Source organism: Luteimonas campi, from assembly GCF_051162505.1.
Lineage (GTDB): Bacteria > Pseudomonadota > Gammaproteobacteria > Xanthomonadales > Xanthomonadaceae > Luteimonas.
In genome coordinates, this window is sequence record NZ_JBNWEM010000002.1 from 652,800 (window position 1) to 676,153 (window position 23,354).

General features: G+C 71.5%; 22 protein-coding genes. 6 read left to right on the forward strand and 16 right to left on the reverse strand.

Going from position 1 to position 23,354, the window contains the following annotated elements; genetic code table 11:
• Positions 1 to 36: 36 nt before the first annotated feature.
• The 3 genes from ACQYVW_RS07890 to ACQYVW_RS07900 all read left to right on the forward strand — a co-directional run bounded on the left by ACQYVW_RS07890 (position 37) and on the right by ACQYVW_RS07900 (position 3,103).
• Positions 37 to 1,623, forward strand: coding sequence for a flavin monoamine oxidase family protein (locus ACQYVW_RS07890; RefSeq protein WP_434946591.1), 1,587 nt, complete (start codon positions 37 to 39; stop codon positions 1,621 to 1,623).
• Positions 1,624 to 1,680: 57 nt separating this feature from the next.
• Complete coding sequence (locus ACQYVW_RS07895; protein WP_434933460.1) at positions 1,681 to 2,475, forward strand: undecaprenyl-diphosphate phosphatase; 795 nt, start codon at positions 1,681 to 1,683, stop codon at positions 2,473 to 2,475.
• 238 nt (positions 2,476 to 2,713) lie between these two features.
• Complete coding sequence (locus ACQYVW_RS07900) at positions 2,714 to 3,103, forward strand: VOC family protein (RefSeq protein ID WP_434946592.1); 390 nt, start codon at positions 2,714 to 2,716, stop codon at positions 3,101 to 3,103.
• 465 nt (positions 3,104 to 3,568) lie between these two features.
• Here the strand turns inward: ACQYVW_RS07900 and ACQYVW_RS07905 are convergent, their stop codons facing one another.
• Together ACQYVW_RS07905 and ACQYVW_RS07910 are read right to left on the reverse strand one after the other, a co-directional pair.
• Positions 3,569 to 4,828: an RNA polymerase sigma factor gene (locus tag ACQYVW_RS07905; protein WP_434946593.1), complete on the reverse strand. Its 1,260-nt coding sequence runs from the start codon at positions 4,826 to 4,828 to the stop codon at positions 3,569 to 3,571.
• A 250-nt stretch (positions 4,829 to 5,078) separates the two neighbouring features.
• Complete coding sequence (locus ACQYVW_RS07910) at positions 5,079 to 5,477, reverse strand: VOC family protein (protein ID WP_434933464.1); 399 nt, start codon at positions 5,475 to 5,477, stop codon at positions 5,079 to 5,081.
• A 170-nt stretch (positions 5,478 to 5,647) separates the two neighbouring features.
• Between ACQYVW_RS07910 and ACQYVW_RS07915 the strand changes: the two genes are divergently transcribed.
• Positions 5,648 to 6,130: an META domain-containing protein gene (locus ACQYVW_RS07915; protein ID WP_434933465.1), complete on the forward strand. Its 483-nt coding sequence runs from the start codon at positions 5,648 to 5,650 to the stop codon at positions 6,128 to 6,130.
• A 183-nt stretch (positions 6,131 to 6,313) separates the two neighbouring features.
• Here ACQYVW_RS07915 and ACQYVW_RS07920 read toward each other — a convergent pair whose 3' ends face one another.
• The 11 genes from ACQYVW_RS07920 to ACQYVW_RS07970 form a co-directional block, all read right to left on the reverse strand.
• Positions 6,314 to 6,922: a YbhB/YbcL family Raf kinase inhibitor-like protein gene (locus ACQYVW_RS07920; protein WP_434933466.1), complete on the reverse strand. Its 609-nt coding sequence runs from the start codon at positions 6,920 to 6,922 to the stop codon at positions 6,314 to 6,316.
• 19 nt (positions 6,923 to 6,941) lie between these two features.
• The gene (locus ACQYVW_RS07925; protein WP_434946594.1) at positions 6,942 to 9,020 is read right to left on the reverse strand and encodes a tetratricopeptide repeat protein; all 2,079 of its coding nucleotides are present in this window, start codon (positions 9,018 to 9,020) and stop codon (positions 6,942 to 6,944) included.
• Positions 9,021 to 9,079: 59 nt separating this feature from the next.
• The gene (locus tag ACQYVW_RS07930; protein WP_434946595.1) at positions 9,080 to 10,087 is read right to left on the reverse strand and encodes a YheT family hydrolase; all 1,008 of its coding nucleotides are present in this window, start codon (positions 10,085 to 10,087) and stop codon (positions 9,080 to 9,082) included.
• Positions 10,084 to 10,857, reverse strand: coding sequence for a lysophospholipid acyltransferase family protein (locus tag ACQYVW_RS07935; protein ID WP_434935987.1), 774 nt, complete (start codon positions 10,855 to 10,857; stop codon positions 10,084 to 10,086). Before ACQYVW_RS07935 ends, ACQYVW_RS07930 begins: the two co-directional genes overlap by 4 nt.
• Before the next feature lie 116 nt (positions 10,858 to 10,973).
• Positions 10,974 to 11,390, reverse strand: coding sequence for a hotdog fold thioesterase (locus ACQYVW_RS07940; protein WP_434935984.1), 417 nt, complete (start codon positions 11,388 to 11,390; stop codon positions 10,974 to 10,976).
• Positions 11,391 to 11,401: 11 nt separating this feature from the next.
• A complete protein-coding gene (locus ACQYVW_RS07945; protein WP_434935982.1) occupies positions 11,402 to 12,022 on the reverse strand; it encodes a YkvA family protein in 621 nt (206 codons plus the stop codon).
• Between the two features lie 87 nt (positions 12,023 to 12,109).
• Positions 12,110 to 12,301, reverse strand: a complete 192-nt coding sequence (locus ACQYVW_RS07950) for a hypothetical protein (RefSeq protein ID WP_434935980.1) — start codon at positions 12,299 to 12,301, stop codon at positions 12,110 to 12,112.
• Between the two features lie 203 nt (positions 12,302 to 12,504).
• The gene (locus tag ACQYVW_RS07955; RefSeq protein WP_434946596.1) at positions 12,505 to 14,412 is read right to left on the reverse strand and encodes a phospholipase D family protein; all 1,908 of its coding nucleotides are present in this window, start codon (positions 14,410 to 14,412) and stop codon (positions 12,505 to 12,507) included.
• A 5-nt stretch (positions 14,413 to 14,417) separates the two neighbouring features.
• Positions 14,418 to 14,987 (reverse strand): YceI family protein, encoded by a 570-nt coding sequence (locus ACQYVW_RS07960; RefSeq protein ID WP_434935977.1) that lies wholly within the window; start codon positions 14,985 to 14,987, stop codon positions 14,418 to 14,420.
• An 11-nt stretch (positions 14,988 to 14,998) separates the two neighbouring features.
• On the reverse strand, positions 14,999 to 15,475 hold the full coding sequence (locus ACQYVW_RS07965) for a SixA phosphatase family protein (protein WP_434935976.1): 477 nt from the start codon (positions 15,473 to 15,475) through the stop codon (positions 14,999 to 15,001).
• A 26-nt stretch (positions 15,476 to 15,501) separates the two neighbouring features.
• Complete coding sequence (locus ACQYVW_RS07970; protein ID WP_434935974.1) at positions 15,502 to 16,137, reverse strand: nucleotide-binding protein; 636 nt, start codon at positions 16,135 to 16,137, stop codon at positions 15,502 to 15,504.
• 283 nt (positions 16,138 to 16,420) lie between these two features.
• On the opposite strand from ACQYVW_RS07970, the gene ACQYVW_RS07975 reads away from it, so the two are divergent.
• Complete coding sequence (locus ACQYVW_RS07975; protein ID WP_434946597.1) at positions 16,421 to 17,908, forward strand: AAA family ATPase; 1,488 nt, start codon at positions 16,421 to 16,423, stop codon at positions 17,906 to 17,908.
• Between the two features lie 33 nt (positions 17,909 to 17,941).
• Here ACQYVW_RS07975 and ACQYVW_RS07980 read toward each other — a convergent pair whose 3' ends face one another.
• The 3 genes from ACQYVW_RS07980 to ACQYVW_RS07990 all read right to left on the reverse strand — a co-directional run bounded on the left by ACQYVW_RS07980 (position 17,942) and on the right by ACQYVW_RS07990 (position 21,423).
• Complete coding sequence (locus ACQYVW_RS07980; RefSeq protein WP_434946598.1) at positions 17,942 to 18,940, reverse strand: hypothetical protein; 999 nt, start codon at positions 18,938 to 18,940, stop codon at positions 17,942 to 17,944.
• 60 nt (positions 18,941 to 19,000) lie between these two features.
• Positions 19,001 to 20,707 (reverse strand): gamma-glutamyltransferase, encoded by a 1,707-nt coding sequence (gene ggt, locus ACQYVW_RS07985; RefSeq protein WP_434946599.1) that lies wholly within the window; start codon positions 20,705 to 20,707, stop codon positions 19,001 to 19,003.
• 65 nt (positions 20,708 to 20,772) lie between these two features.
• The gene (locus ACQYVW_RS07990) at positions 20,773 to 21,423 is read right to left on the reverse strand and encodes a tetratricopeptide repeat protein (protein ID WP_434946600.1); all 651 of its coding nucleotides are present in this window, start codon (positions 21,421 to 21,423) and stop codon (positions 20,773 to 20,775) included.
• A gap of 213 nt (positions 21,424 to 21,636) precedes the next feature.
• Here ACQYVW_RS07990 and ACQYVW_RS07995 point away from each other — a divergent pair, with 213 nt between their 5' ends.
• The gene (locus tag ACQYVW_RS07995) at positions 21,637 to 23,229 is read left to right on the forward strand and encodes a Tle-like phospholipase domain-containing protein (protein ID WP_434946601.1); all 1,593 of its coding nucleotides are present in this window, start codon (positions 21,637 to 21,639) and stop codon (positions 23,227 to 23,229) included.
• Positions 23,230 to 23,354 lie beyond the last annotated feature (125 nt).

Consider the following 23,354-nt stretch of genomic DNA (forward strand, 5'->3'; position numbering starts at 1 on the left):
GGTTCACGGGAGAGCGGAATGGTGCGTTCGGGTTGGATGACAAAAGTCCTGCGGCTGGCCAGGGCGGGCCACGCACCTGCGCAGGGAGCGGACATCGAGCAGGCGCCGGCTGCAGGGGCGCCGAGTGACGGCGCGCGTCGACGCGTCATCCAGGGGGCGGTGGCCGGCGTTGCGAGCGCGGGTGCGGGCACCCTGGCGTCGCCGCTGCTGGCAGCGGGCAAGCCCGCGACCTCGCTCGCCGGCACGCGTGGTGTGGCCGTGGTGGGAGCGGGGCTGGCCGGCCTGGCCTGCGCCACCGAACTGGCGCGCATCGGCATTCCGGCGCGGGTGTTCGAAGGGTCGGGGCGTGTCGGCGGGCGGGTATGGTCGGCGCGTGGCGCGTTCCCGGGCCAGGTGGTCGAGCGCGGCGCGGAGTTCATCGGCGGCTCGCACCACGCCATGCTGGGCTATGCGCGGGCGCTGTCGCTGCCGCTTGAACCCGTCGGTGACGTCGACGGCCACGCCTTCCACCACTTCGGCGGCCAGCGGTATCGCGAGCACGAACTGGCGGCCGAGTTCCGCGAGTTCGCCGCCTTCATTGAACAGGACCTCTCCCCGCTCGGCGCTCCGGATGCGCGGCGCTTCGACGCGCGGGCCGAGGCGCTGGACTTCATGACGCTGGCCGAATACCTCGACCTGTACGGCGGCGGGGGGCTGTTGCGCAGCGTGCTGCGCAATGCGCTGCTGGGCGAATTCGGCAGCGAGCCGGGCGAGGTGAGCGCGCTGGGCTTCCTGCGCTTCGTGCACGGCGACCGCCGCAGCAAGTTCGCGCATGGCAGCGGCGGTGGCTCGCTGCGCGTGGCCGGTGGCAACGACCTGATCGCCAGCGGCCTGGCGGAGCGCCTGCCGCAGCCGGTCGCGCTCGGCCACCGCCTGGTCGCGCTCGACCGTCGCTTCGGCGGCAGCCTGCGCCTGACCTTCGAGGTGGGCGGCCGCTTCGTGCAGCGCGACCACGATGCGGTGGTGCTGGCGCTGCCGTTCACCACGTTGCGCGATGTGGAGTTCGGCCGCGGCGTGGGGCTGTCGCCGGCCAAGCGGCGCGCCATCGCGCAGGCCCAGATGGGCGATGCGGGCCGGTTGCTGGTCGGCTTCCGGCACCCTTATTGGCGCGAACAGGGCCTCAGCGGCAGCGGAAGCGCCGATCTGCCGCGGCTCCAGCATGTGTGGGAAGCCAACCCATCGCGCGGCAGCCGCGCAGGCGCGGTACTGGCCCAGCAACCCGGTGGACAGGCCGCGCGCGGTCTGCACCCGGCCAGCCTGCAGTCCGATGCCGAGGCCTTCGTCGGCGCACTGGAGCAGGTGCTGCCCGGCGCGGCGGCCGCGGTGGCCCGCGACCCGGCCGGAAAGCTGCTCGCCAGCAGCGAGAACTGGAGCCTCAACCCCTGGAGCCGCGGGGCCATGCCGCGCCCGCAGCCGGGCTACTTCACCACGCTGGCGCACGAGGAAGCGATGGCCGAGCGCAACGTGCTGTTCGCCGGCGACCACACCAGCAGCTTCTACGAATGGCAGGGTTTCATGGAGGGGGCCGTACTGTCGGGCCTGCGCGCGGCGGGCGAGGCCTGCGAGCTGCTGCTGCCGCACTGACTTCCGGTCGCGACGGGGCTTTCAGTTATCCTGCCCGACTCCGCCAGAAGCGACCCCATGTCCGATCCGCTGTCCGCCCTGCTGCTGGGCATCCTCGAAGGGCTGACCGAATTCCTGCCGGTGTCCAGCACCGGCCACCTGCTGATCGCCCAGCACTGGCTGGGCGCGCGTTCGGACTTCTTCAACATCGTGATCCAGGCCGGCGCGATCCTCGCGATCACCCTGGTGTTCCGCCAGCGCATCTGGCAACTGGCCACCGGGCTGGGCGATGCGGACAACCGCGATTACGCGATGAAGCTGGCGGTGGCGTTCCTGGTGACCGCCGTGGTCGGCCTGCCGGTGCGGCTGGCCGGCTGGGAACTGCCCGACACGGTCACGCCGATCGCCTGGGCGCTGATCCTCGGCGGCGTGTGGATGATCTTCGCCGAGCGCGTGGCCGAACGCCGCGGCGACGCGGTGCACGTGACCTGGACGGTGGCCGTGCTGGTGGGCCTGGCGCAGGTGGTGGCTGGCGTGTTTCCCGGCACCTCGCGCTCGGCCGCAGCGATCTTCATGGCGATGCTGGCCGGCCTGGGCCGGCGCTCGGCTGCCACCGAATTCGTGTTCCTGGTCGGGATCCCGACCATGTTCGCCGCCAGCGGCTACGCCTTCCTCGAGCTGTGGAAGGACAACGGGCTCGGTGGCGAGGCCTGGGGCGACGTGGCGCTGGCGTTCGCGGCCGCCACCGCCACCGGCTTCGTCGTGGTGAAGTGGCTGCTGGGCTACATCAAGCAGCACCGGTTCACCGGCTTCGCCCTCTACCGGATCGCGCTGGGCGCGGCGCTGCTGCTGTTCCTGCCGGTGGGCGACTGAGGCCAGGCGCGGCCGCGGCCACAAAGCCATGAGCACGCCGGTTGGACGTCGCCGGTGCGGCTGACGTCTGCCGCCTCGGGCCCGATGCGTCACCAGCGGGCCACGCCGTGTCGAAATGGGACGGCATGCTTCGTCGCTGATGCAGTTGGCGCGAACGGCGCCAGCGTGCGCTTCGCCGCGCCAGCAGGCGACCGCATCCATCCAGCAACAGGCCGCCACGCCCGGCCAAGGAGCCACGATGTCCGCTGCAAACAGCGTCAACTGGTTTGAAATCTACGTTCAGGACATGGCGCGTGCGCGCGCCTTCTACGAGGCGGTCCTCGGGATCAGGCTCGAAGCGCTGAAGTTGCCGGAGGGCGGCGACGACGGTCTGGAGATGTGGTCCTTCCCCGGCGACATGGAGCGCTACGGCGCCAATGGCGCGCTGTGCGCGATGCCGGGCATCCCGTCCGGCCCGGGCGGCACCCTGGTCTACTTCGCGTGCGAGGATTGCGGAGCCACCGCGGACCGCGCTGCCGATGCCGGCGGTCGTGTGCATCGCACCAAGATGTCGATCGGCGAGTACGGATTCATCGCGCTCGCATTCGACACCGAGGGCAACATGATCGGCCTGCACTCGATGCGCTAGGCGCATTCCCCCCCGCGGCGGGGTTCGCACGCCCCGCCCTCTTCAGGCGATTCTCCGCGTGAGACCGCGCTGCCTGTGCCCGTCGGCAGCGCTGTGCGCGACCCTGTCGCATCCCGCGATCGCGCCGAAGTCACTTAGGAACGTGCTCACGCATCCCTTCCCGGGCCTCGCCGACCACTTCGACCGCACGGCACGTTCCACAGCAGCCGCGGCACGGCCGTGACGTGGATCGCGCTGCCGACAGTGGCCGCCTCGATACGCTGGTGGAGACCGCCAGCATCCGTCCCCTGCATCGCAGCGAACTACGCGGCGCCGACGCCACCGCCACGTTCCGGCGCGATGCGTTCGGCATGGATGCCGGCAAGGACTACGGCTTCGACATGGCCGTGACCCTGCAGATCGAGCCTGAAGCTGTCGCGGTGGACGGATCGGCGCCGCCCGGCAAGGCGCCAGTCGCTGCGCGCCTCACGCCTGAGCGGCGTCGGCGCGTGCCAGCAGCAGACTGCGTTCCCGCGCGTTGCGGGTCATCTCCGCAGCGCGCAGGAACTCTCTGCGCGCCTCCGCGCAACGGCCCAGCTTGTGCAGCAGGTCGCCGCGCACCGCGGGCAGCAGGTGGTAGGCGCGCAGCGCAGGTTCGTCAGCCAGGGCATCGACCAGGGCCAGGGCATCGCCCGGCCCGATGTGCATCGACACCGCGACCGCGCGATTGAGTGCGACCACCGGCGAAGGCGTCGCCCGCGCCAGCAGATCGTACAGCGCGACGATACGGCCCCAGTCGGTCGAGGCCACGTCCTCGGCCCGGGCATGGCAGGCCGCGATGGCCGCCTGCAAGGTGTAGGGCCCGGGCACGACGCCGGGCCGTTCGGCCTGCAGCAGCGCGCGCAGTCCGCGTCCGATTCCGTCCCGGTCCCAGCGCGTGCGGTCCTGGTCCTGCAGCAGCACCGGTTCGCCGGACGGTCCTGTGCGCGCGGCCGCGCGCGAAGCCTGCAGTTCCATCAGCGCCAGCAGGCCGAAGACTTCCGGCTCGTCCGGCGCCAACCCCACCAGCAGCCGCCCCAGCCGCAGCGCTTCGGCGCACAGCGCCGGCCGCATCCAGTCCTCGCCCGCGGTCGCCGCATAGCCTTCGTTGAAGACGAGATAGATCACGCCGAGCACGGCCGAAAGCCGCTCGGGCAGCTCATCGCGACGCGGCACCTCGAACGGCACCTCGGCCTCCCCCAGGGTGCGCTTGGCGCGGACGATGCGCTGGGCCACGGTGGCTTCGGGTACCAGGAACGCGCGTGCGATCTCGTCGGTCGTCAGGCCGCACAGCAGGCGCAGGGTCAGCGCCACCTGCGCGTCGCGCGACAGCAGCGGGTGGCAGGCGACGAAGATCAGGCGCAGCAGGTCGTCGCCGATGTCGTCTTCGAGGGCGGCCTCGCGCGCGGCGTGCAGTTCGTCGTGCAGGCCGTCGAGTTCCTGTGCGATCTGTGCATGCTTGCGCGCCAGCATGGTTTCGCGGCGGAGATGGTCCAGTGCGCGGTTCTTCGCGGCAGCCATGAGCCACGCGCCCGGGTTGTCAGGCACGCCGCTGGCGGGCCAGCGCTCGAGCGCGGTGACCAGCGCGTCCTGGGCCAGCTCCTCGGCGAGATCGAGGTTGCGTACCAGCCGCATCAGCGCGGCGATGATCCGCGGTGATTCGGTACGCCACACGGCGTCGATGCTGCGGTGGAGGTCGGCAGGCATGGGCCTGCATCAGACCATCGTGCAGCGGCGCCGTGCAAGCGGCCATGGTCAGCGCTGGCGTCGCCGCCCGGCCGGAGGCGGCGTATCAGCGGCACCGCGCCCCCGCGACGGCCGCAATGGCTCGACCGGCGGCGCCGGTCGCCCGTCCTGGCCCGCCGGCGCCCGGCTCGGTGCACTGGCGGCACGCCGCCGCAGCAGCAGCGCCAGCAGGCTCATCGTGCGCGTCCTGCGCGCATGCGGAGGCGCGCGCTCATTCCGGCATCGACCGCATGTGCACCAGTTCCCAGAGATGTCCGTCAGGGTCCTCGAAACCATGCGCGTACATGAAGCCATGATCCTGCGGCGTGCGATGCGCACGCCCGCCAGCGGCGACCGAGCGCGCCACGAGGTCGTCGACCTCGGCATCGCTGTCGCAGGACAGGCAGACCAGCACCTCGGTCTGGGCGTGGGCGTCGGCGATACGGCGATCGGTGAAGGTCTGGAAGAACGGTTCGACCAGCAGCATCACGCGGATGCCGTCGGCGATCACCATGCTGGTCGCGTTCTCGTCGGTGAAGCGCGGATCGAAGCGGAAACCGAGCGCGGTGAAGAACGCGACCGTGGTAGGGAGATGTTTGACCGGAAGGTTGACGAAAACCTGGCGTGACATTTGCTTTCCTGCTGCGTGGAAGTGGCGGGCCCGGGCGACAGGCGAGATGCCTGTTGTTTCGACGACGAGTGGCCGGCGCCCGGATCGACAACGGTTCACGCACAGGCCCTGAGCCGGCGCGTAGGCTTGGCATCGGCTCGGGCACCGGGCCGCATCGCAAGGAGACCGCCATGCGCCGCATCGTTCCGCTGCTGTCCCTGCTGTTCGTGCTGACCGCCTGTACTTCGCCGCCGCAGGCGGCGGCGGGTTCCGCCGGCCTCGACTCCGTCCCGGCCGACGCGCGGACGCTGGAATCCCACGGCTGGCGCCTGGCGTCCGCCACCGACGCGGGGGGCGGATCCATCGCGGCCCTGTTCCCCGATCCCGCTGCGCCGCTGCGGATCGCATTCGCCGATGGTCGCGTCGCGGTCAGCGGCGGCTGCAACCGGCTGAGCGCGGCCTATACGCTGGAGCGCGGCACGCTGGAGGTCGGACCGGTCGCGCAGACCAAGATGTTCTGCGGCGGCGGCGCGCTGATGGCTGCGGACGAGGCGATCGCGACGCGCCTGCGGGGGCGGTTGTCCGCCAGCACCCGTGACGGGCGCCTGCTGCTGGAAACGGCGACCGGCGACCGGCTGCTGCTGGACGCGGATCCGGGAGCGGCGACGCCGTGACGTGATGCGCCCGGGCGGTGATCGCGGCCCGCGACCGGCTGCCGGGCGGTGCGACGCATGCCGCCACGCGCCTCGGGCCGCTGGCTCATTTGCAACGGCGAGAAGCCCGACGCCGTCGCGGTGCCGGGAAACGTACACCTCCACGGGCGCGCCGTCGTCCCGACCGGCGCGGACGCGCCGGTTTCAGCCGGCGGCGTTGAGCGAATAGGTACCGTGGATCGCGGCCTCGGCGAGCACATGCCCCTGCATCGCCCGCAGCACGTCGCCGGCGCCGAACTTGTCCGGCAGGCCCAGGGCCTCCACGTCGAGCGCGAACACACGGAAGAAGTAGCGGTGCACGCGCAGGTCGTTGGGCGGCGGATAGGGGCCGTCGTACCCGGCGTAGTCGCCGGCCATGGCGGCATCCCCGGCGAACCAGGCCGTGTAGTCGTTCAGGCCCTGCCGCGCGCCGGGCGGACCGGGCGGCTGCGTCTTGCCGCGCTTGTGGATGCCGTCGCTGCAGCTGCCCGCGGCGATCTCGCGCACATCGGCGGGAATGTCGGCCATGGCCCAGTGCACGAAGTCGCCGCGCGGGTGTTCGACCGGAATCCGGACGCCGGGCTTGCCCGCCAGCGAAGGATCGGTGGGTGCATCCGTGTCGATGCACAGCAGGGCGAACGAGCGCGTGCCCTGCGGGACGTCGTCCCAGGCCAGGTGCGGATTGCGGTTGCCGCCGAAGCCATCGGCGGCGCCCATCGCGAACTCGGCCGGAATCGGACCGCGAAGCTCGAAGCTGTCGCTGCGGATCTGCATGGCAAGACCTCCGGAAGGATCAGTCCTCAGGATAGCCCAGCGCCTTGGCCACCGGCCCGAGCAGGGCGAAGGGTTCGGCCATGGCCCCGGTGTAGTGGCGCCAGTGGCCCGCCGCGAAGTGCATGCGCGACAGCGGCCGGCCGGTCGCCGCCAGCGGCATGCCGAGCGCCTGCGTCAGCTGCGCAGCCAGCGCCGCCTCGTCGCTTTCGCTGCCGTCTATGCGCAGCAGCGCCGCGCGATACAGCGAAGATGCTTCGATCAACTGGACCAGCCGTCGCTCAAGCCACCAGGCCGCCTCCATCAGCGAGGGCATCGCCAGCTGCATCGGCGAACCGAAGGCCGCCCACTGCAGAAGCATGTCGCGCGGATCCCGCACGACGAACAGCAGTGCGCCGTCGGGGACGTGGGGCCGGAGCACGCGCAGCAGCGCGTTGTCCCACCACAGCAGCCATTCGATCGCGTTTGTTCCGTCTACGCCGCGCGCCTGCAGCGTGTTGCGCCAGTCCCGAGCGGCCTGCGCCGGGTCGAGTTCGCCACTGCTCAGGGCCATGATGCTGTCGAAACGCTGGAACACGTCGGCAGTCGCCGCAGCGGTCAACCGGTCGCTGCGGAAACCCCTCACGCCCGACAGCATCGATGCCACGTTTTCCACGCATGAGCCCGGTGGTCCCCACAGGAACAGGGTGTCGATGCGTTCGCCAGTCTGCGCCGCCGCCTCCGGCAACGGTCCGGCGTCGGTCTGGTCGGCCGGAAGGCTGACCGGCGGCAGCGGCAGCATCGACGACACGCGTCGCGCGCACAGGGCTTCCCAGCGCGCGGCCGCCTCGGCGCGAAGGCCGGCCCCGTCTTCCAGTAGCGCCAGCCAGTTACCCAACGTGTCGCGCTGCCGCTCGTCGCTGGCCTGCGGCAGCAGTGCCGACACGTGCGCGACTGCCTGGGCGGGATCGCGACGCTGAAGTACCTGCACGATCACCGAGTGCGCCGGCGCGCTGCCCGGCACGCGGGCCGCCAGCGCGTGCGCACATGACAGGGCTTCGTCCTCGTCGCTGGAACGCAGCGCCACGGCCATGCGCGCCTCCAGGACCTCCGGCGCGTCGCCCGCGACCTCCACCCAGCGCGCAATCACCGAGCGAGCGCGCGCTGCATCATCGGATTCCAACCCCAGCCGCGCGCGCCACAGGTTCGAGGATTGCGGACTGGCGGCGAGCAGTTCGTCGAGCGCAGTACGGGCGTCGTCGCGATCCCCGACCTGCTGCCACGCGGACATGGCCGCACGCAGCGCCCGCCCATCGTGCGGCATCGCGAGCAGGGATCGGCGCAGCCACGGCAGCGCTTCGGCCGGGCGACCGGCGGCGAGTTCGAGTTCTCCGGCCAGCCGCAGCACGGCCGGCGCGACGGCCTCGACATCCACCAGCGCGGGCGCCAGGACCTCCAAGCCGTCCGCCGGGCGGGTCTGCCGAGCCAGGGTTTCGGCCAGGAGGAGGCGCCACGGCAACGCGCCGCCATGGTCGTCGACGAGCTTGCGCAGCGCCTGCTCGGCGAATGCGTGATGTCCCTTCGCGATGTAGGCCAGCGCCAGCGGCAGCAGGACCTGCGGATCGTCCGGCGCGCGTCCGGCCGCCTGCGAGAGGATCGCCAATGCCTCGTCGCTGCGGCCCCGGCCCAGCGCCACCATGCCCTCGACCGCACCCAGCCAAGGGTGGTCAGGCTCCAGCCGGGCGGCCAGCGTCGACAGGCGCGCAGCTTCGTCCAGGTCGCCACGGCCCAGCGCGATCTGCGCCTGCAGGATGTAGGCGGCGAACTGGTTGGGATCGAGGCGGATCGCCTCGCTCAATGCGTCCGAGGCCGTGGACAGGTCGCGCGCGCCGCCCAGGATCACGCCGCGCTGGAAATGCGCGTCCGCGTCCTCCGGGTCGATGCCCAGCGCGGTTTCCACCGCCGCGATCGCGCCTTCGCGGTCGCCGCGCGCCTGCAGCACCGCCGCCAGCATCCGGTGCGATCGTGCCGCCTGGGGTTCGGCATCGAGCAGCGCCTGCGCAAGCGCGAGCGCCTCGTCGGCGGCGCCACGGCGCAGCGCCTCGAGTATCTGTTCCTGCATGGGGATCGGGCCGCGCGGGCCTGGTGGGAATGGGCCGCCATTGTAGCGGCGCGGCCCGCTCAGCCTGGCGCCAGCCGCGCTGCCGCCCAGCGCTCGGCGTAGCCGCTGCCCCCCAGATCCTCGAGGAAGCCGCAATGCCCGCCCCAGGGCTGGATTTCCACGCGCGTGGCCTCGGGCAAGGTCAACGCATGGAAGTCGTCGACGGGGATCACCGGATCATCGGCGGCCATCAGCACGTGCGCGGGCACCTGCAGAGCGCGCAGGCGGTCGGCGGCGATCGAGTAGCCGTCGAAGTAGGCTTCGATCGAACCCAGCTCGGTATGCCGCCTGACCAGCCAGTCGGTGAGCTCGCGCATGCCCAGGCGCAGCGTGGCGTCGGCGATCTCGAGCCGCTCGGGGAACAGCGCGCGCTTGCGCAGCAGCGAGCCGCGCCACTTGCGCTCGAAGTAGTGCATGTACAGCCGTGGCCCCTGCTCCATCTGCTGCATGGTGCGCGCCGGATCGATCACCGGGCAGACCGCCGCCACGCGCGCCAGCGGCAGGCCCGCGGCCGGTGCGCGCAGCGCCAGCCGCAGCGCGAAGTTGCCGCCCAGCGAATAGCCGGCCGCCACCATCGGCCGCGCGGGGAACCGGCGCGCGATGTCGCAGGCGGCATGCACGACCTCTTCGATCCGGCAGGAGTGGAAGATGTCGGGGTTGAGGTGGTGGGTGTCGCCGTGGTCGCGGAAGTTGAGGCGGAACACCTCGAAACCGCGCGCGAGCAGCTGCGCCGCGGTGAGCTGCATGTAGCTCGATTCAGCGCTGCCTTCCCAGCCGTGCAGCAGCAGCGCAAGTCCGCGCGCCTGCGCACCGGGGATGGCGCTGTGCAGGCCGAGCAGGCGCACGCCGTCGCCGCCATCGACCAGATGCGGCTGCGTCACCGCCCCCGACGCCGCCAGCGCCCGCGCTCCGCGGCGTCGACGCCAGGCGCCGGTGCCCAGGATGGTCTGCAGATGCGGGCTGCGCAGCCAGGGTGGCGGGGCGAAGACGCCCGGGCCACCGTCGCCGTCGTCGCCAGCGGGGCTCATGTCTCCATCGCGGCGACGATCCGCTCGCGCGCGGTTTCGGCGATGCGGCGGCGGCCTTCGGCATCGCCGGGGGCCACCGGCTCCAGGAAGACCACCTCGGCCGGCCGCGACGGTTCGCCGAGCAGGCGCAGGAAATTGCCGAAAAAGCTCTCGCGTGGCGCGAACGCGACCACGTGCTGGGCGCTGCCGCCGGCGCCGTAGCGCAGCGCCACCGGCTGCACCGGCGCGCCGGCCTCGACGGCCGCCAGGAAAATGCGCGCATGGAAGGGCCCCACCGTGCGGCCATCGCGGGTACGCCCTTCCGGGAACACGCCGACCGCACGGCCATCGTGCAGCCGCGCCCGCATCTCGTGCAGCACGCCGCCCAGCGACTCCTGGCTGCCGCGGTGGTGGAAGATCGTCTCGCCTCGCGCCGCCAGCCAGCCCACCAGCGGCCAGCCCGCGATCTCGCGCTTGGCCACGAAACCCATCATCCGCTGGCTGTGCAGGGCGACGATGTCGATCCAGCTGACGTGGTTGGCCACGAACATCACCGCGCCCGGCATCGGCTCGCCGACGCGTCGTACGCGCAGGCCGAAGACGCGCATCAGCCCGCCCTGCCACCAGCGCACGACACGGTGGCCCAGGCGCTCGCCGCTGCGCAGGCGCAGGTCGCCGAACGGCCTCGACATCAGCACGAGGATGGCCGGCAGGTGCACCAGCACATGCCACAGCAGGAAAGGGATACGCACCGCGAATCGGAGGACACGCACGACAGGGTCAGCCAGCAGGACGGGGGGCGTCCGAAGCCGCCCACGATACCCAATGCAGGCCACGCGGAGCCAGCGCCGGCATGCCCCGGCAGTCGCGTACGGACGGCCCGACGCACCGCCCTACTGACATCGCGTCAGTCGCGCGCCACCACCGCCAGGGTCAGCCGCGAGACGCAGACCAGACGACCGGCCTCGTCCTCGATGCGGATTTCCCAGACCTGGGTGCTGCGCCCCACATGCAACGGCCGCGCCGTCCCAGTCACGATGCCGCTGCGCACGCCGCGCAGGTGGTTGGCATTGATCTCGATGCCGACCACGCCGCAGCCTTCCGGCGCGCACAGGCCCCCGGCACTGCTGCCCAGGGTCTCGGCCAGCAGCACCGAGGCGCCGCCGTGCAGCAGGCCGTAGGGCTGGTGGGTGCGCGCGTCCACCGGCATCGTGGCGCGCAGCCAGTCGGCGCCGATGCCGGTGAAGACGATGCCCAGCGACTGGATCGCAGTGTCCCGCGACAGCGCGTTGAGCTGTTCGAGATCGACGTCCGCGCGAAACATCCGCGCGGAACTCACTTGAAGCGGAACAGGCTCGGGCGCCAGGCGCGCGAATACGCCGTGCGGCCATAGCCGCTGCTGCTGCCGTATCCCATGCCGAAGCCGTCGCCAGCGTTGCGCTGACGACGCGCATGCATGCGCTCCACCAGCTCGTCGCGACGGCTGTCCAGCCAATCGGTGCGACCCACTGCAGATGGGGCGATGCCGCGCTTGCTGGCCTCGCGTTCGCGGTACTCGCAGAAATCGTCGTAGGCCTCGAGTTCGTGGCGCAGTTCGCGCACGCACAGCTCGATCATGATCGCGTCGTCCAGGTAGCCCAGCACCTGCACGTGGTCCGGAATCACGTCCTTGGGGTCGGCGAAATAGACCAGCGCCGACAGCACGTGCTGGCGGTCTTCCTCGTCCAGGTGCCAGCCTTCGTCGCGGACCATCGCGATCATGTCGTCCAGCCGCTCTAGCCGCTCGCGGATGAAGTCCGGCGTCTTGACCTGCTGCGCGCCTTCCAGCAGCGCCGCGGCCGCCTGCACGATCTGCTCGGGACTCTTGTCGCCCGCCGCCTTGTGCGCGGCCTGGAGCGCACTGGTGAAATGCTCCAGGTCCTGGTCGGTGAGATCGATGGTCAGCGAAAGCGACATGGCGGGTCCCGGAGTCGGAAAGATGCGCAGCCTAGGCTCCGCGGCGCGCGTGCGTCAATGTTCCATGAGCGCGCCGCGCGATACGGATCAGGCGAAACGAAAACGCGCGGTGCCGGAAGCCGGCGTATAGCGGCGACCGCTCGCATAGCCGCTGCTGTTGCCGTAGCCGACGCCGAAGCCGCGTTCGCGGCGCTCGAAGGCCAGGCGCGGGCGCAGGTTGCCCGGGGTCGGGGTGGTGTTGCGCAGCGGGGAAACGGCAGTGGTGGTGAGCTGGTTCATGGCGTCCTCTGGGGGAAGTGTGTTTCGGTGTGTTGGTAGAGTAGTACACCAGTCCGGCCCGCACATGGGCCGGAAGTCACGACTGGGGGCCAGGGGAGGCATGCAGGCCGCAACCTGCTGATTGGGATGGGATCCGGGGGCCTGCGGTTGCAATCCGCAGGCATGACTGACGACACCCCTTGACGGGGGGCGCCCCGGCGCGCTCAGAGAATGGGGGCCAGCCCGGCGCCGAAGGCGGTGAAGATGCGGGTCAGCAGGGTGCGGAAGCCGAGATTGACCTCCGGGAAGTCGCCGACCGGCTCGTAGCAGGCACGGAAGCCCGGATCGAAGGCGGGCAGCGGTTCCGGGCAGGCCGGTCCTGGCTGGAACTCGTAGCTGGTGGCATAGCGCACAGGCCACAGGTCGAACACCGGCAGATGCTCGGACACCTTGGTCAGCGAGTACTCCAGTCCGGAGAACACCGGCGGCCGGTCGCGCCGGGCGATCGTCCAGGCGTTCTCCGGCGCCAGGTCGCGGCGGATGCTGTCGGCCAGCGCGCGGGCGAAGCGGGGATCCTCGATGATCACCGCGCTCTCGGTGTTGTAGTCGTCGCCGCGCGGATCGAAGTTGTGGGTGCCGACCACGCCGACGCGGCCGTCGATCACCAGCGACTTGGCATGCAGCCCGAAGCGTACGCCGGCGCGCTTGAGCGGCACGCGCTGGTGGACGCCGATGCCGGCGTAGCGCAGCGCGGCGTACTCGCGCTCGAGCGGCGGCGTGCGGCGCTGGTCCTCGTCCGGCTGCGGGGGCGGCTCGCCGATATTGGCGCTGCCGTCCGGATTCCAGGAGATGTCCACTGCGCCGGTGGCGTCCAGGTCGATCGGCGCGTCCTCGGGAAAGGGCTTGAACTCGTGGATCTCGAAGCCGAAATCGCGCAGGTGCCGGCGCTTGTACTTGTACGACAGCGCATAGGTGATGAACGAATCGGTCGCGGCCAGGCTGTTGGTGGACACGAGCACGCGCGGCGGCTGCGGCCGGTCGTGCATCCGCCGGAACATGTCTTGGGCCTGCTGCGAGAGCACCAGGTACGGCGTCTGCAGCAGCACCTCGTCCTGCGCCGATTCGATCAGCTCGTTGAGCAGCGGCGAGGCATGCACCGCGCTGGCCGCGAGCTCGCGGTCGCGCCGGTGCTTCTGCGGCAGGTCGGCGATGAAGACCACGTCGCCGACCGGGATCGCGGGTTCGACCAGCCGCTCGCGCACCAGCGCCTTGTCGTCGGCGACGCGCGACACCGCCTGGACCCGCGCGGGGCGCTGGTAGGGCCAGTCGCGCAGCGCCGGTGCGCCCTCGCGCAGCAGGTGCGCGCCCACGTCGTCGAGGCGCTCGACCGGCACGCTCAGCCGCGCGTTCCAGAAGGCCTCGAAGTTGGCCGCCATGTCGGCCGTCACCGGCCCGCCGACCAGGATGTCGCGATCGCGGAAGTTGTATTCGGCGTTCCAGTCGTAGTAATCGTCCTGGTAATTGCGCCCGCCGGTGATGCCGACCAGGCCGTCGACCAGCAGCAGCTTGCTGTGCATGCGCTGGTTGAGCCGGCGCCAGCAGCAGGCGGCGGCCCAGGCGTACATGGGATAGGTGATGCGCGCGCGGTCGAGCACCGGGTTGTAGATGCGGATCTCGAAATTGACGTGGGCCGACGCCAGCGCGGCCAGGGTGTCGACCTGCTTGAGCGCCGACAGCTGGTCGACCAGCAGGCGCACGCGCACCCCGCGGCGCACCGCCGCGAGCAGCTCGTCCAGGATCAGGTGGCCGGCATCGTCCTCGTCGAAGATGTAGGTCTGCAAGTCGATGCTGCGCTGCGCGCCGCGGATCAGGTCCAGGCGCGAGACCAGCGCGTCCTGGCCGTAGTCCAGCAGCAGCGCGTAGTGGCGCGGCTGCCCCGGCGAACTCTCCGCCAGCGCCCGGGCGCCCAGTTCGCGCAGCGGCGAGGGCTGGGCGCAGGCGTCCTCGCTCGTGCAGCTGAGCTCGGTCGAGCGGGCCTGGGCCGCCACGGCCGCCGCCTGGTCGCGCTGCAGCGCCGACAGGCTGCCGCAACCGCTGCAGGCCAGGGCCAGCAGCGCGATCAACACCCGCATCGCCCTCATGGTGTGGGCGCGTGCCGGGTGCGGATGTGCAGGTTGAACACGACCCGGTCGGACAGGGCGAAGCCCCAGCGGTCCATCGCATAGTCGCTGCGATATACCACGCCGCTGGCGACCGCGTCGCAATCGATGGTGGGACGTGCGCAGGCGGCCGGCTCGAGCGTGAACACTTCGCGCCGCCGCACCCCGCGGATGGTCAGGGCGCCTCCCAGCAGGCCGCCGTCGCGCAGCAGCTCGTCGGTATACGGATCGGAGACGAACTCCACCCAGGGATGGTGGTCGGCGTCGAAGAAGCCGTTGCCGCGGGTGATCTTCGAATAGCGCGGATGGCCGAGGATCTCGACCTGGTCGGTGGGCAGGCGCAGCCGCACCTGGCGGCGTGCCTCGCCCACTTCCACGATCTCGCCCTGCCAGTCCGGAAACCGGCCTTCGAGCGATTGCCCCCAGCGCGTCTTCAGCGAGAAACCGATCCGCGACAGCGCGGTGTCGATCTCGGCCGCCGGCGCCGACAGCGCGACCGCCGCCCCCAGCAATGCCAGCCAGCGCAGCCGCCGGCAGGTCCTGCGCACGGCGTCGGTCCTCACGGCCACCAGAAGGCGGCGACGGAGGCGGTTCCCGGTTCGATCGGCGCATCCTCCGACAGGTGCAGCACCGCCACCGCGGCCGGCGGCATGCCGCGGTAATCGCCCGACTGCCCGCTGTGCAGCAGCGCCAGCAGCCGTTCCAACCCGGGGTTGTGGCCGACCAGCAGCAGCCGGTCGACATCGCGATGACTGTCGAGCAGGGCCGCCAGGGTGCCGGCCGTGGCCTCGTAGATGGCGTCTTCCAGGCGTTTGTCCAGCTCGCCCACCGCCTGCGTCACCACGTCAAGGGTTTCGCGCGTGCGCCGCGACGGCGAACACAGCACCAGGTCGGGCAGCAGCGACTTGTCGCGCATCCAGGCCGCCACCGCCTCGGCCTCGGCCAAGCCCTCGGCCGAGAGCGGGCGATCGAAATCGGCCTGCCCGGTGCGCGGCAGTTCGGCATGGGCATGCCGCAACAGGATCAGTTCACGCATGCGGGCGGACTCCGGAAAGATGCGGCTCAGGCACGCTTGAGCCATTTGAGCAGGGGCTGCCAGTCGGCCTGGTGATCGCGCACCTGGGCCGAGCTGTAGTCGAACAGGCTCTTGCCGAAGCCGACCAGCATCACGTAGGCCTGGCTGTCGCGCAGCTGGGCCACCAGCGGGTAGGGCCACTGCCCCAGCAGTTCCATCGCCTGCTGCGAGGCATTGGTCCAGGGTCGCAGCCGGTTGCCGACCAGGCCGACCGGCAGCGCGCCGCTGCGCACCCGCGGGTGCCTGGCCAGCGCATTGAGGAAGGGCACGGTGGCGTCGATGTCGAGCGCCGAGGGCAGCACGGGCACCACCAGCGCGTCGGCGTGTTCGAGATACACCTCCAGCGCATCGGCATGGGCGCCGGCGGGGGCGTCGACCACCACCCGGTCGGTGCCTTCGGGAATCGACTTCCACGCGCTCTTGTGGCGGCTGCTGCCGTCGATCGGCAGCACGGCGCTTTCCAGTACGGCGCGGCGTTCGGCCCAGCGCGTGGACGAGCCCTGTGGATCGGCGTCGATGATCACCGTGCTGCGCCCTGCGAGGGCCGATTCCGCGGCCAGGTGCGTGGCGATCGTGGTCTTGCCGACACCACCCTTGGAACTGGCCACCAGCACGGTCTTCATGCACTGCCTCCGCCTCGGGAACGAGCCGCGAGCGTACACCGGCAGCGTGGCGGTCGCGACAACCCCTCGGAACGGGCGCGGGATCGGCGCGTCTTGACGCAACTTTTACAAATGCGGTGTCACGGCGCTTCTGCGTCGATGGCGCGACGTGCCCCATCAGTGACGCGGGCGGGCGGCATGGCGCGCAACGTCGGCGCGCGAGCGCGGAAAGGTCGCCGCGGCTTGGCCCGCAGCGCCGCCCGCGTCTGCTATCGTCGCCAGGCCCCGCCATTACCCGCCGTCCATGAGCGACCTGCAGGACCTCGTGGCGCTGATCCGCGCCGATACGCCCCTGATCGTGGTCGAGACCCCCGACGAGATGCGGGTACTGCAGTTGTTCCGGCAGTCGCTCACGCGGATCTGGCGCGCGATGTATCGCTGGTCGATCACCGAAGGCCTGCGCCGCATCGACCTGGACGGCGAGGATCCGGCGCTGCTCCCCGCCGATGCCGGTACCACCCTGGGCGCGATCCGCGACGCCGACCAGCGCGGCACCTACCTGCTGCTCGATTTCCATCCCTACCTGGGCTACGCCGGCACCCAGCGCCAGCTGCGCGAGATCCTGCAGCGGCGCGGCTGCCTGGCGCATACCCTGGTGCTGGTGGGCCACAAGGTCGAATTGCCCGGCGAGCTGGAGGCCAAGGCCACGCGCTTGCGCCTGCGCCTGCCCGACGCCAATGCCCTGCTCAAGCTGGTGCGCGAGGAGATCGCCGCCTGGCAGCGCGAGAACGAGGGGCGCCGGCTCGAGGCCGACGAGGCGGTGGTGCGCAGGATCGTGCGCAACCTGCAGGGCCTGGACGCGATCGACGCGCGCCGCATCGCCCGACACCTGATCCATGACGACGGTGCGCTCGGTCCGGACGACCTGCCGGAACTGGCGCGGCTGAAGTTCGAGCTGCTCAACCGCAGCGGCCACCTGCATTACGAATACGACACCGCCCGCTTCGCCGACGTCGCCGGCGCGCGCAGGCTCAAGCGCTGGATCGAGCAGCGCCGGCGCGTGTTCGTCGACGGCGACGCCCCACCCGGCCTCGATCCGCCGCGCGGCATCCTGCTGCTGGGCGTGCAGGGCTGCGGCAAGTCGTTGCTGGCCAAGGCGGTGGCCGGCGGCTTCGGCGTGCCGCTGGTACGGCTGGATTTCGGCACGCTCTACGCCAAGTACCACGGCGAAACCGAGGCCAACCTGCGTGCCGCGCTGGCGCAGGCCGAGCAGCTGGCGCCGTGCGTGCTGTGGATCGACGAGATCGAGAAGGGCCTGGCCGCGAGCGGGGCCGATGGCGACGGCGGCGTGTCGCGACGCGTGCTGGGCTACATGCTGACCTGGATGGCCGAACGCCGCTCGCAGGTGTTCCTGGTCGCCACCGCCAACCAGGTGCAGGAGTTGCCGGCCGAACTGCTGCGCAAGGGCCGCTTCGACGAGATCTTCTTCGTCGACCTGCCCGATGCCGACACCCGCGCGCACGTGTTCGAACTGCATCTGCGCCGCCGCGAGCTGCCCGCCGACCGCTTCGACCTGCGCGCGCTGGCGCAGGCCGCCGATGGTTTTTCGGGCGCCGAGATCGAGCAGGCCATCGTCGCGGCGCTGTATGCGGCGCACGCCGATGGCCGTGCGGTCGACAACGCCCTGCTGCTGGAGGAACTCGCACAGACGCGGCCGCTGTCGGTCGTGATGCGCGAACAGGTGCAGGCGCTGCGCGACTGGGCGAGCGCCAGGACCGTGCCGGCAGATTGAAGCGACCGTATCGTCGCGACAGGCCGGCGTGAATCAGCGTCGCGGCGGGACCCAGCCCGGCGGCGGCTCCGGCGCGACGCCGCCTTCGGCCAGCACCCGCTCGACCAGCTGCTGTTCGCTGTCGATCGTCGCGTCGGCCAGCAGCCGTGCGAACTGCGCCGCGCCATCGCGCGGCTGCTGCCGCGCCAGCCGGCCCCACTGCAGCATGCGCCAGTCCATGCCCCGCTGGCGCGCGTCGACAGCGTCGCGCTCGGCCGCGGTGGAGGCCAGCGCGCGCAACATCGCCAGGCCCGCGTGCTCACCGGCGAGGCTGGTGGAGTGCTCGGCGAGCAGTACGGCCACGCGCCGGCAATCCTCGCCACGCGCCGGCAGCGCGCGCAGCGTCGCCTGCCCGCAACCCTCGACCAGCGCTGCATAGTCGGGCGTCGCGGACGCGGCCCACAGCCCCATGGCCGCCACCGCCGCGGCCTCGTCGCCGTGGAATTCCTGGCCGCCGGTCATCGCCGCCTGCTCGGCCGCGTCCGGCGGATGCCGCCGCAGCGTCGCGGCGATCCAGCGCACGTCCTCGTACATGCCACCGTCCGCGCGCGACGCGGTGCGGGCCTGCGCCAGCAGCGCATCGATGTCCAGGCCGGCATGCAGCAAGGGCATGAGGTTCCCGGGCTCGGCCGCCTGCCAGCGGCGTGCCGCGGCAGGGCGCAGCCCGTCGTCCGGGGCGGCGGCGGCCGTGAGCAGACGCAGGACGGGCAGACCGGCATCGGGCCTGGCCGCGGCCGTCTTCAGCCAGGCCTGTGCCTGCGGGTCGGGCGCTGTCGCTGCGCTGGATGCATCCGCCTGCGTGCCGGCGGCGCGCAGCAAGGCCGCCAGCGCCAGTTCCCGCGCGCCCCGCTCACGCGACAGCGCGCCTGCGACGCGCTGCAGATAGGCCTGGTGCGCCTGCGCCTGCTGTCGACCATGCTCGTCCTGGGGCTGCGCATGTCCCTGCGCCGCGGACAGGAGCAGGGTGGCGATCAGCAGCAGGCGCAGGCGCATGGCGTGGGTTCCGTCGAAGGGGGCCGCAGCATAGCGGCGCGGCGGCGAGGGCCTCGTGACTCAATACCCCGCCGCCTGCCCATCCTTGCGCGATTCGCTGGCGCCGGTCCAGCCGCCGTGCGGGTTGGCCATGATGGCCTGGTAGCCGCCATAGGGGCCATCGGCGTAGCGCACGCTGTGGCCCTTGCGCATCAGCGCGCGCACGGTTTCGTAGGGAAAGCCGGTCTCCAGCTCGACGCGGCCGCCGTCGGCCATCGGTTCGGCCTGGCCGGCAGGCTCGGTGGAGCCGTCATGCTGGATGCGCGGCGCGTCGCCGGCCTCCTGCAGGTTCATGCCGAAATCGATCAGGTTGAGCAGGATCTGCACGTGGCCCTGGGGCTGCATCGCGCCGCCCATCACGCCATAGCTCAGCCAAGGCTTGCCGTCTTTCGTCACGAAGGCCGGGATGATGGTGTGGAAGGGGCGCTTGCCGGGCGCGAACGCATTGGGGTGCCCGGGCCGGAGCACGAACTGCTCGCCGCGGTCCTGCAGGATGAAGCCCAGCCCGGGCGGCGCCATGCCGCTGCCCATGCCGCGGTAGTTGGACTGGATCAGCGAGACCATCATGCCGTCGGCATCGGCGGTGGTGAGATAGATGGTGTCGCCCTCGTTGAGCTGCGGGATCACGCCGGGCTCCGCGGCCGGCATCGCGCGGTCCATCGAGATCAGCTTGCCGCGGTCGCGCGCGTATTCCTTGGAGATCAGCCGCTCCACCGGGCTGCGGTAGAACGCCGGGTCGGCATAGCTGGCCGCGCGGTCGGCGAAGGCCAGCTTCTTGGCCTCGGTGAACAGGTGCACGTGCTCGGGGCTGCCGAAGCCGTAGGACTTCAGGTCGTAGGGTTCGAGCAGGTTGAGGATCTGCAGCGCGGCGATGCCCTGGCCGCTGGGCGGCAGCTCCCAGACATCGTAGCCGCGATAGTTGGTGGACACCGGTTCCACCCACTCGCCCTGGTGCGCGGCCAGGTCCTCGTAGGACAGGAATCCGTCATGGGCCTTGAAGTAGGCGTCGATGGTGCGCGCGATGTCGCCCTTGTAGAACGCGTCGCGGCCGCCGTCGGCGATCCGCTGCAGGGTGTTGGCGAGGTTGGGGTTCTTCCAGGTTTCGCCGCTGCGCGGCGCGCGGCCGTCGATGGTGAACTGCTCGGCGAACCCCGGCCACTTCGACAGCCGCGGCACCGAGCGGTCCCAGTAGTAGGCGATCACTTCGTGCACGGGATGGCCCGCGCGCGCGTAGGCGATCGTCGGCGCCAGGTTCTGCGCCATCGTGCGCCGGCCGAAGCGCTGATGCAGCGCGAACCAGCCATCGACCGCACCCGGCACCGTGACCGGCAGCGGCCCGTGCGCCGGGATCTCCTTCAGGCCCCGGCGCTCGAACTCGGCCAGGTTCAGCGATCGGGGCGAGCGGCCCGATCCGTTGTAGCCGTGGAGCTTCTGCGTCTTCGGATCCCAGACGATGGCGAACAGGTCGCCGCCGATACCGTTGCCGGTCGGCTCCATCAGGCCCAGCGCCGCGTTGGCGGCGATGGCTGCATCGACCGCGCTGCCGCCAGCCTTCATCACGTCCAGCGCGATCTGCGTGGCCAGCGGATGCGAGGTGGCCGCCATCGCATGCGGGGCATGCACCTCGCTGCGGGTGGCGAATGGATGGCCGGTGATGCGGTCGGCCGCCCCGGCGGCAGCGGCGGCGCCGAACGCGGCGGCCAGCGTGATGATCCGGATGGTGCGCAAGGCGGGCCCCGTGTCGTGGCAGTGCGATGCGCGCACCTTAGCCGAAGCCCGCCTGTCCGTGCCCGCTAGGGCCAGGCGGGCGGATCCTCGCGCCAGGCCGCCAGCACGTCGGCCAGGATGGCGCGGTCGGCGTCGCTCCAGTCGGGCAGCAGTGCGGCCAAAGCTCCGGGGTTGGACCAGCGGTCGGGGTAGGTACGCACTGCCGCCGCGTACCAGGTCACGGCCTCGCTGCGGCGATCGAGCTTCCACAACGCCAGGGCCAGGGTCGGCGGCACCCAGGCGTAGCGCACCACCGAGTTGCTGCCGGCCTCCGCCCACAGCCCCAGCGCCCTCTCGACCTCGCCGTGGCGATAGAGGTCCCAGGCCTGGTTCCACTGCAGCGCGCGGCGACGCTGGCTGCCGGCCGAGGCGGACTGCAGCGCGCGGGCGTACAGCGCCATGCCCGTCTCGGTACGTCCGGCGACCATGGACAGGTGCGCCAGCTGCGCCATCGCCTGGTCGGCATTGCGGCCCCCGCGCTCCATGTGGCGTACCAACTGCGCGACCGTCGCATCGTCGTCGCCCTCGATGGCGACGATCGGGCGCGCGGCGCTGTCCTCGTCGAAGTAGAACTCGGCTGGCCGCGGCAGCGATTGCGCAGTCGCAACGGGCGCGGACAGCAGAATGAACAGGCCCAGCAGGCCAGCGTGCGCAAGCGCGCGCGAGATGGTGTGCATCGTGACTCCCCCTGTCGGACTTCAACAGCTCCGTCGCCACATTCTAACCGCCTGGCTCGGGAGGGCGGCCGGAGGCGCTGGCGCGCGACGCGGCACGCCGGCTGCGGGCGGCACCGACGCCCTAGGACACGCCCTAGCTGCCGGACCGCGCCACACGCCGCTAGGGTGACCATGCCATCGGGTATGGAGACCGACATGGTCAGCGGGATTTCAATGGTTGCCGACGCCGGCACGCGCATGCCGCTGCCGCCGCCCTCGCAGGCGCCGGCCACGACGACCGCGCAGGCGCCCCTCGGCCCCTGGCGCGCCGAACCCGGTTACCACCCGCAGCTGCAGCCTCCGGGTTCCTCCCCCGCCGGCGGCCCGCAGCCCTCCCAGGCCGGTGGTGCCTATGGCATTCCGCCGGGGCAGACGCTGGGAGAGGTCGCCAGTGGCACCCGGGCGCAGCCGTTCGACGTGACGCTCTCGCAGCTGGCCACCGCCGTCTACGGCACCCGCGGCGATCCGCCCGAAGGCTGGAGCGCGGTCAGCGACCAGCAGCTGCAGGATCTGGGCGTGCGCGACCCGCAGGCCTGGCGCCTGCAGTTCCTCGGCGCCAACGACACCGTGGGCAGCAACGCCCAGGAGTTCCGCGCCGAGGTCTATACCGACGGCGAAGGCAACTACGTGCTGTCCTACCGCGGCACCGCCGAGGGCGCCGACGACTGGGACAACAACTTCCGCCAGGGCCTGGGCTACGAGACCCGCGACGGCGACAAGTTCAGCGTCACCGCGGTCAACACCGCGGTGGAGTTCGCGCGCGTGTTCGGCGACACCCCGGGCGGCGAGTCCAGCAACCTCGCCATCACCGGGCATTCGCAGGGCGGCGGCCTGGCCTCGGTGGGCGCGCTGGCCAGCGGCGTGCCGGCGGTCACCTTCGACGCCTCCGGCATCCATCCCAATACGCTCGACCGCATCGGCATCGATCCGCAGCGCGCGCGCGACGTCGCCGAGGGCGGGCAGATCCGCGCCTATTCGCTGCAGGACGATGCGCTGACCAAGGCCCAGGACAGCTGGATCACCGGCATCGTCGCGCCCGATGCGCTGGGCACCCAGATCGTGGTCAAGCCGGCCAGCGCCGACGAGCACAACATGTTCAACCACTACGGGCCGATGGAACTCGACGGCCTGTCGCCGGCACAGCTGGCGCTGATCAACGCCGGCGTGGAGGCTGGACGGCATACGCCCTTCCTGCCGCTCAACCCGGTCACCGGGCTGGCGACGGGCGTCGCCAACCTGGCCGGAAACGTGGCCTACAGCGCGATGAGCCACAGCCCCAACGCGCTAACCGCCGGCATGGTCGAGCACCAGCCCTGGCAGGCCGGCTACGAGAATCCGTCCAACCTCGGCCGCGACCTGCAGAACCTGCTGCCCGACGTGGCCAAGGACGACTACGCCCGCAACGTGCACGACTTCGCCACCGACATCGATGCGGTCAAGGCGAACGAGTTCGCCGAGGGCCGCTACGTGCAGGGCGGCGTGCGCCTGGCCGGCGACTTCGCCGAAGGCGCCTTCAACTCGGTCGGCGATACCGTGGACGGCTACGCCGACACCCTGGCCGCGAGTATCGACGAGCAGGTGGACGGCTGGATCGGCGACGTGCTGTCGGGCGCGGTGGACGGCGGCGGCGACGCGATCGAGTTCGTGGCCGACGTCGGCGGCCAGGCGGTCGAGACGCTCGCCGACGGTGCCGGCTGGGTGGCCCAGGGCGCGACCGACCTGGCCCAGGGCGCGGCCAGCTTCGTCGGTGGCCTGTTCGGCCGCTGACCGGTGCCGACGCGGGAAAGCGACCGCTTGCGCGGCGCTATGATCGCCGCTCCAATGTCGCGCATGCGCCGCCCCTCAGCGATCGCGTCTGCCCTGATCCTCTGCCTAGCCGCAGGCTGCGCCCG